Annotated in this window: 3 protein-coding genes; all 3 read right to left on the bottom strand. The window is 36.5% G+C overall.

The window, feature by feature from the left end; genetic code table 11:
* On the bottom strand, positions 1–1,233 hold a 1,233-nt coding region (locus tag G6N05_RS15230), incomplete at its 3' end, for an RCC1 domain-containing protein (RefSeq protein WP_394351485.1).
* A 59-nt stretch (positions 1,234–1,292) separates the two neighbouring features.
* A complete protein-coding gene (locus tag G6N05_RS15225) occupies positions 1,293–2,705 on the bottom strand; it encodes a T9SS type A sorting domain-containing protein (RefSeq protein ID WP_166131754.1) in 1,413 nt (470 codons plus the stop codon).
* Between the two features lie 144 nt (positions 2,706–2,849).
* Positions 2,850–7,826, bottom strand: a complete 4,977-nt coding sequence (locus G6N05_RS15220) for a PKD domain-containing protein (protein ID WP_166131751.1) — start codon at positions 7,824–7,826, stop codon at positions 2,850–2,852.
* Between the last annotated feature and the right edge of the window lie 601 nt (positions 7,827–8,427).

Raw genomic sequence — 8,427 nt, 5'->3', positions numbered from 1 at the left:
AGTAGCAAACTTTAAAGTTGTCAGTTCTTTTGTAGGGTTGGGAGCAAGAATAATATCATTAGTAGGTATATTAAAACGCTCATTTTCTAAAACCGCACAAACGCCATTCATAGCAGTAGGTAAAAGTATAGGAGTATATGTTCCTTCACTGGGCTGATAAGTGCCAAGTGTAGTAGATGCATTATAATTTAACCCCCAAGCATAGGCAGTACCATCATTTTTTATCGCTATGGTATGATCTGCGCCACAAATTACCTTGACCCAATTGGCATCGGTACCTATTTGTGTGGGTACATTTCTATTTGTAGTATCACCTAAACCTAATTCCCCAGCTTCATTTAACCCCCATCCCCATAAAGTGCCATCTGTTTTTATGGCAAATGAAGTCCACATACCAGCCCCAATACTTTTCCATGTAGCAGTACCTAATTGTAAGGGTACAAAAGTAGTTGTAGAATTATTGCCTAATCCCATAGAACCATGTGAGCCCCCCCCAAAAACCCATAAAGAGCCATTGTTTTTTAAAAGTAAAATGTGACCAACTAAAGAGCTTATTTCAGCCCAATCAGTATCAGTACTTAGTTGTGTAGGTTCTGGTAAACTGGTAGTAAAAGAACCGCCAAAGGCTCCAGCATTAAAACCCCAGCCCCAAAGGGTACCATTGTTTTTTATGGCTAGTGTAAAACCTGTTATCGAGGTCTCTATTTTGGCCCAATCGGTATCGGTACTAATTTGTACAGGGGCTAATACATCGCTACAACAGGTGTTATTACCCACTTGATTATAATCATTTCTTCCCCATGCCCATAAGGTTCCATTGGTTTGTATGCCAACGGTATGATAACCAGTTGTAGAAATTTCTTTCCAGCTATCCGTGCCTATATGCACAAAAACTGGGCTGTAAATTGCTGTTGTTCCTATACCTAAACTACCATAACTATTTGCACCTCTTGCCCATAAAGTACCATTAGTTTTTATAGCAAAGGTGTTGTTGGTTCCACTAGCTGATTTTTGCCAATTTGTATCTGTACCTAATTGAACAGGGGTTTGTTCAATAAAAGGAAACGGAGTTGTATTATTAAGTTCATTATTATTATTATTACCCCAGCCCCATAAAGTACCGTCATTTTTTAAGGCTGTCACATGGAGCCTTTTTCCATTTATGGAAGTAAAACACTGGCTAAAACTATACATACTGCTAAAAAGCACTAGTGAAATGTAAATTTTTCTCATAAATTCTTATTTTAAAAAAGCAAGGCAAACTTAGTTTGCCTTGCTAATATATGTAATACTTATTCTTTTATCAACTTAAACTGTTGGGTGGTTCCGTTTATGGTTGCTACCACAACAATATACATACCTGCACTATATTGGCGGGTGTCAATAGTGTAAGCGGTTTGCTCTGTCGTACTAAAACTATCCATTTTAGTACCTAATAAATTATACACCGTAACAGTTGTGTTTTCGGGTATAGTAGCAAACTTTAAAGTTGTCAGTTCTTTTGTAGGGTTGGGAGCAAGAATAATATCATTAGTAGGTATATTAAAACCCTCATTTTCTAAAACCGCACAAACGCCATTCATAGCAGTAGGTAAAAGTATTGGAGTGTAGTAACTCTCAGCTGGTACAAAAGTACCAAGAGTAGTAGATGCAAAATTATTATATCCCCAAGCATAGGCAGTACCATCATTTTTTATCGCTATGGTATGATCTCTACCAGTTATTACCTTTGTCCAATTGGTATCAGTACCTATTTGCGTAGGAATATTTCTATTTGTGGTATCTCCTAAACCTAATTGTCCTCCATCATTTCTTCCCCACACCCATAAAGTACCATCCGTTTTTACAGCAAAAGAGGTAAAAAATCCTCCCGCTATACTTTTCCAGTTATCTGTGCCTACTTGTAAAGGGATATAAGTGGTGGTTACACCAGATCCTAAACCTAGTGCTCCTGTGCCACCCCCCCCAAAAACCCATAGAGTACCATTGGTTTTAACCATAAGAATGTGAGAGCCTAAAGTGCTTATTTCTGCCCAATCGGTATCGGTACTTAGTTGTGTAGGTACAGCTAAACTAGTAGTCATTGAACCACCAAATGCACCTTCGTTTTTACCCCAACCCCAAAGGGTACCATTGGTTTTTAATGCTATGGTATAGCCCCAAATACTGGTGTCTATTGTAGCCCAATCTGTATCAGTACTAATTTGTACGGGGGCTAATACATCGCTACAACAGGTGTTATTACCCACTTGATTATAATCATTTCTGCCCCATGCCCATAAAGTACCATTAGTTTGTATGCCAATAACATGTTCTCCACTTGCAGAAATTGCTTTCCAGTTTGCGGTACCTACTTGGGTAAAAATTTGTATTTGAGGTATAGTAGAATTAATGCCTAAAGTGCCGTAATTATTCCCTCCAGTAGCCCACAAAGTACCATTCGTTTTTATAGCAAAGCTATTATTTCCACCATTTGCCATACTTTGCCAATTGGTAGCTGCATCTAATTGTAAGGGTACTGGTTCTGCAAATGGATACATAGGAGTACTGTTAAGTTGTCCCCAATTTGAAAATCCCCAGCCCCATAATGTGCCATCGCTTTTTAGGGCAGTTAAATGATAATTACCACTTTCTATTTTCGTGAAACATTGGCTATGTGTATTAATACTGCCAAGAAGCAATAGTGAAATGTAAATTTTTTTCATATGTGTATATTTATTGTTTTTTATTTGTCATATGATATCGCCATTCTTCATTCCTGTTTGTGATATAGTATCATGGCGATTTCATAAATTCTTATTTTAAAAAAGCAAGACAAACTTAGTTTGCCTTGCTAATATATGTAATACTTATTCTTTTATCAACTTAAACTGTTGGGTGGTGCCGTTTGCGGTTGCTACCACAACAATATACATACCTGCACTATATTGGCGGGTGTCAATAGTGTAAGCGGTTTGCTCTGTAGTACTAAAACTATCCATTTTAGTACCTAATAAATTATATACCGTAACAGTGGCGTTCTTGGTTGCGTTGGCAAATTGCAAGGTAACCAATTCTTTCGCTGGATTAGGATACAAACTTATTTTATCAGTACTAACTATTGTTTCTTCTGCTACCTGTGTGCGACTGTTATTATTAACAGCACAACTTGGAATAGTAATAGGAATAATAGTTTGGCAAATTTCACCATTAATTGTGGTTTCCAAAATTAATTGAGTAGCACCAGAAAAACCATTAAGCGGTATTATTTGAACCCAAGCATTATTAGGCCCTGCTAGCAGAGGTAATGAAGAGGGTACAATCACAAAATCTTGATTAGGACTAAGTAATACAAAATTTTGAGTAGTAGTATAACCACTTATAATACTTAACAATACATTAAAATCGCAATAAGGCGTTTCTTCATTTTCTATGATACGTTTTACACCACTACCTTTGGCAATCTTACAAATATCACATGTTTGTTCGGTATAGTGTAAGGGAGCCGATGTAACCTTACATTCATCACTAACAAGGGTTAAGTTATAGGCTCCCGAATGATGTATTTGGTAAGGCGCCACAAAAGTATCATTGCCAGATTGTTCCACTACATTATCAAAACTCCATGCCCAATACTTAAAGGATGCACGAGGGCCTATTAAATTGGCAACATCATTTTTACAGTTGTCAAAACAACCTGATGGAAAAATCCATATAAAATTTTCAGGGTTTTTAGGTACATCTAACTGAGCCGTACTGCTACAATTTCCAATAGTGGCTGTAGCGCTGTAAGGTCCACCTTCAGTCACATAAATGGTACTGCTGGTATTTCCACCTGCAAATGTTACCGTGCTTGGTTGTCCATTGCTCCAATTAATAGATGCATTACCTGGCACTGTAGCTGTTAATTTGTATTTATATGGGTTACAGCTTTCTAAGTTAAAACTAACAGTTGGTGTAGGGGGCGCTCCATATACTATTACGGTATGTGTGGCAGTTTTGCTACAACCGTTTTGGGTTACTGTAGCGCTTATGGTGTGCGTACCAATGGATAAACCATTTACATTAATTTGTGTTAAACCCGTGTTTGTACCATCATTGTAACCATCAATAAACCAACTAATAGTAGTAGAGGTAGTAATGGCTTGCACTACTAAAGTACCATTTTCACAAAGCGTACCTTCACCTTTTAATTTTATACTTGGTGGTGTTTTAAATACCGGAGTAATGCGGTTGGGTGTATTGTATTCACAACCCCCGGCACTATATATTTTTAACCAATAAAACCCAGGAATACTAACTTGAAGAGTATTGCTATTTACAGGAGGAAAAACAGCTGTAGTACCATTCATCCAAACATATTGGTTCACCGGACAATTATTGCTAACAGGTGCGGTATATGTAATAGTTACACTTTGTCCTTGACATACGGTTGCCGTGCTTGGTGTAGCGGTTAAAACCCCACTAAAACAAGCAGGTGGTATGGTTATGTTTATTTTAAACTCCTTACTACATCCTATGTTGTTAGTAACGGTGGCTTTAACCCAATAATTACCTGGCGCATCAAAAACACGAGTTGGAGTGGCTACAGTACTTGTTACAGTAGCATTGTCTAATTCCCATAGTACAGTTTCGCCTGATGGTAGTGAACCAAAATTAAAAGTCACTGGTGTATCATGGCAGTTAATAGCATTAATTGTAATACTTCTATTTGGTACACCATTAATAAGAATATTAGGTGTTATTTTTTCGCAAGTAGGTTGCGCATTGACTCCTAAAGTACCATTAATAGTTACTTTAAAATCGTAACTACCAGCTGCTGTCAAAGTAACGGTGTTACCTACTACATTTGTAAAAGTGCTTGCACTACTCAATTTATAACTAAAGATTACCGAGCGGTTTCCTACTGGCTCAAAAAACTCCGATTTATCAGTAAAAGTTACCGTAAAAGTATTATTACCTGCACATGTTGTTTTATAAGCAAAATTAGCAATATAAGGTATGGTAACTTTTTTAAGTACACTTACTGCTCCTGTTAATCCATTAGTACATGTATAAGTAGGTTTATAAAATATATTATAGTCACCCGCACGATTAGGAACAATGGTGGAACCCGTATAACTTGAATAATTCACAGGTCCGAAAATGTCCCAACTAGCAGAAAGCGGTGTAGGTGAAGCTGTACCAGTTAATGTAATAATTCCACAATTGTTTACAGCATTATTTTGCACTGTAGGATAAGGATTTATTGTACAGCCTGGAAGTGATCCGCAGTTTTGTACAATATTTATTGAATTAGAATCTGTATAGCATTCATTTGTATTTGTTATTCTAACATGATAAGTACCAAAACCTAAGGCTGAACCTACATTTAATACTGGATTTGTACCCGAAATAACGGCTCCATCTTTAAACCATTTATAAGTCACACCCGTAGCTGATGTTGCTGCTGTAAGTGTAACAACGATATCATTCACGTCACAAAATACATTCCCATTATTACTAGTTAATGATAACGAAGCAGGAGGAGCTGGTAAAATAGTCACACTTTTATTTGCTGGTGCAGAATTAACTGAACAACCTGATGCGCCAGTAACATACGCACTAACTATAACACCATTGTTGGCATTAGTTGTATTTGTAAAAGTATAGGGAGCACTTATCACACCAACTCCAGTTGTAACAACAGTACCATTAAAATCCCAAGTGACAGTTGCACCTGTTAATGATACACCGTTAATACTACTTACTGTAAATGTAAGAGGAGTACCACTACATACAGAATCATTAGCTGTAATGATAATTTGTGGCGGTGGAATAATTTGTAAAGGCGAAATAAAGGATTGGGTAATAGTACATTTTTTAATGACTAATTGTAAAGTAGCATTAACAATTGATGAGGTATTATTCCATAAAACAGAAACGGCATTTGTACCTTGGCCTGTAGTGATACTTCCCGCTGTAGAAGGAATAATACTCCAAGTGTAAGATTCTCCTTCGTTATAAACACTACTTGTTACTGTGTTAAAAGCTTTATACTGCGAAGTACTGTTAGCGCAAACATTAATTACTGCTGTGTTTGATGCCGTTTTTATTATAGCAGGTATTACTTTTTTCGTAATAGTGAGGTTTAACGGTAAGGAATAACAAATCACGGGATTTATAGATTGTTTTACTACACTAATACCATACGGGTTAGTGTTGTCATTGAAAATAACTGTTATTTGATTACCAATGTTAGAACCTTGCGGAGTTCCGTTGGTTACTGTCCAAATATAATTAGCATTTGGGTCTGGACTGTTTATACTATATACATAAGGAGCATCAGGACAAATAATTAGTTCACCAGTAACAGCAGTTGGAGCACTTGGTAATGCAAGTACTGATATGTTTTTTTGCATACTTGGGCAAGAAGAACTGCTTGAATTTCCGGCAGAAATAGTATAATTTCCAACAGTAGTATAAGTATAATTAAATTCAGAAGTATTTGTTGCTGTACTAATAACAGTACCAGCTGCGTTAGTTAGTGTCCAATTTGTTAGGATGCCTGAAAGGGTGTTAAAGCTACTATTTGTACCTTTACAAAGAATATTGTCACCTTCAAAAATTACAGGTTTTGTCACATTAATCGTAAATTCGGCAACACCTCCACATTCTAAAAGAGTATTCATGTAAGTAGCACGTAGTGTTAAAACACCATCAACATGTGGCGTAATAATTACTTCATTTCTTTGGTCAGTTAAAATAACTTCTGCCAAGTTGTTAGCTACATTGCCTACTATTTCCCACTGAAAATCTGTAGTAGGCCATTGTGGTAGTTTGTATCTCCCTTGGTTTCCATAACAAACTTCTGCATCACCTAATATAGTACCCTGACTTTGAATAACAGGAATTTTAATAGTAGTAGGGATTAAACAAGGTAAATTGCAATCTTTAGGATCAAAAGTAACATAACCAAATCCTGAAGCATCTACGTTGTTCCAAATAACTTCAACATTACCGCCAGCTTCAGATAGTATGTCACCACCAATAACAGACCAATTGAATTTTTCTCTACACACTTCCATACCTTCAAAAGGTAAGGAATACGTTTGTTTTTCTCCTTCGCATACAACGCTAGGGCAAGAAATATCAAAACCTTTTCCTTTAATAATTATTTCATGGCTATAGGTAGTGCTGCAATTACAAGAGTTAGTTACTGTTAAAGAAACTTTATAAGTGTCTTCGTTTGTGTAAACATGTGAGGGCTGAAAAGCCGCAGAAATAGAAGGTTCAGATGCTGTACCATCACCAAAATTCCAATGATACGAAACTAAATCAGAACCATTATTTGCTGTCGATAAATTGGTAAAAAAGACGGTTTGATTTAAACAACCATATAAATAGTTCTCCCCATTTTGATTTTGCGGAATTATTGAAAAATCAGCAATGGGTAATGTGATTTTTTCAATGCAAATGGTTTTTGTAATACTACCAGTTGGAGTAATAATGTTAAAAACCAAATTTCCATTACCAGTGTTTCCCCAAGATACATTACATGTAGCACTAGTGGAGCTACCCGAAATAGTACCACCTACTGCAGACCATGTTATGGTGCTACCAGCAGGTAAGTTGGTTAATGTGTAAGTTACATAACTTTTTTCACAAACTTTCACACACTCGGTGTCTAAAATGTCCTCTAAAAAAAGAGGTTCTTTGGGGTCTCTCGGATCCTCGCTTTGCGAATACGTTTGACAGCCAACTTCTTTGTTCCAAGAAATTTTTATCCCTGCAGTTTGTCCAAATGAAAAGGAAAAGCTGAAAAAGAACAGCAGTAGCATTGTCATTTTTAAATACTTTTTAATCATAGTTGTAGTGTTAAATTATTTTTTGTGTAAACCTAACTAATTGAAATGCCTTTTTTTACGGTTTTTCAGGCTATTGTTTACGGTTTCATATGAATCACAAAAAAGCTAGAAAAAGTTATAATATGGTAAAACGACTTTATAATTTACCACAAACCAATCACCACAAAGTTTGTCATTCTCACGCAAGAGAAGAATCACACAATCAAAGTCAATCCATCAAATCCATTAAATCTGCGTGCCTATCCCACAATCTAAACCCAAACCCCACAACCCAATCACCACAAACTCAAACCCACAAACCTAATCACCATAAAGTTTGTCATTCTCACGCAAGAGAAGAATCACACAATCAAAGTCAATCCATCAAATCCATTAAATCTGCGTGCCTATCCCACAATCTAAACCCAAACCCCACAACCCAATCACCACAAAGTTTGTCATGCTGACCCAAGGAAGCATCTCATAATCAAAATCAATCCATTAAATCCATTAAATCCATTAAATCTGCGTCCCTATCCCACAATCCAATCACCACAAACTCAAACCCACAAACCTAATCACCATAAAGTTTGTCATTCTCACGCAAGAGAAGAATCACACA

It is taken from the genome of Flavobacterium bernardetii (genome assembly GCF_011305415.1).
Taxonomy (GTDB): Bacteria; Bacteroidota; Bacteroidia; order Flavobacteriales; family Flavobacteriaceae; genus Flavobacterium; species Flavobacterium bernardetii.
Note: the sequence above shows the minus strand (reverse complement) of the source record. Positions and strands in the feature narration are given on the sequence as shown.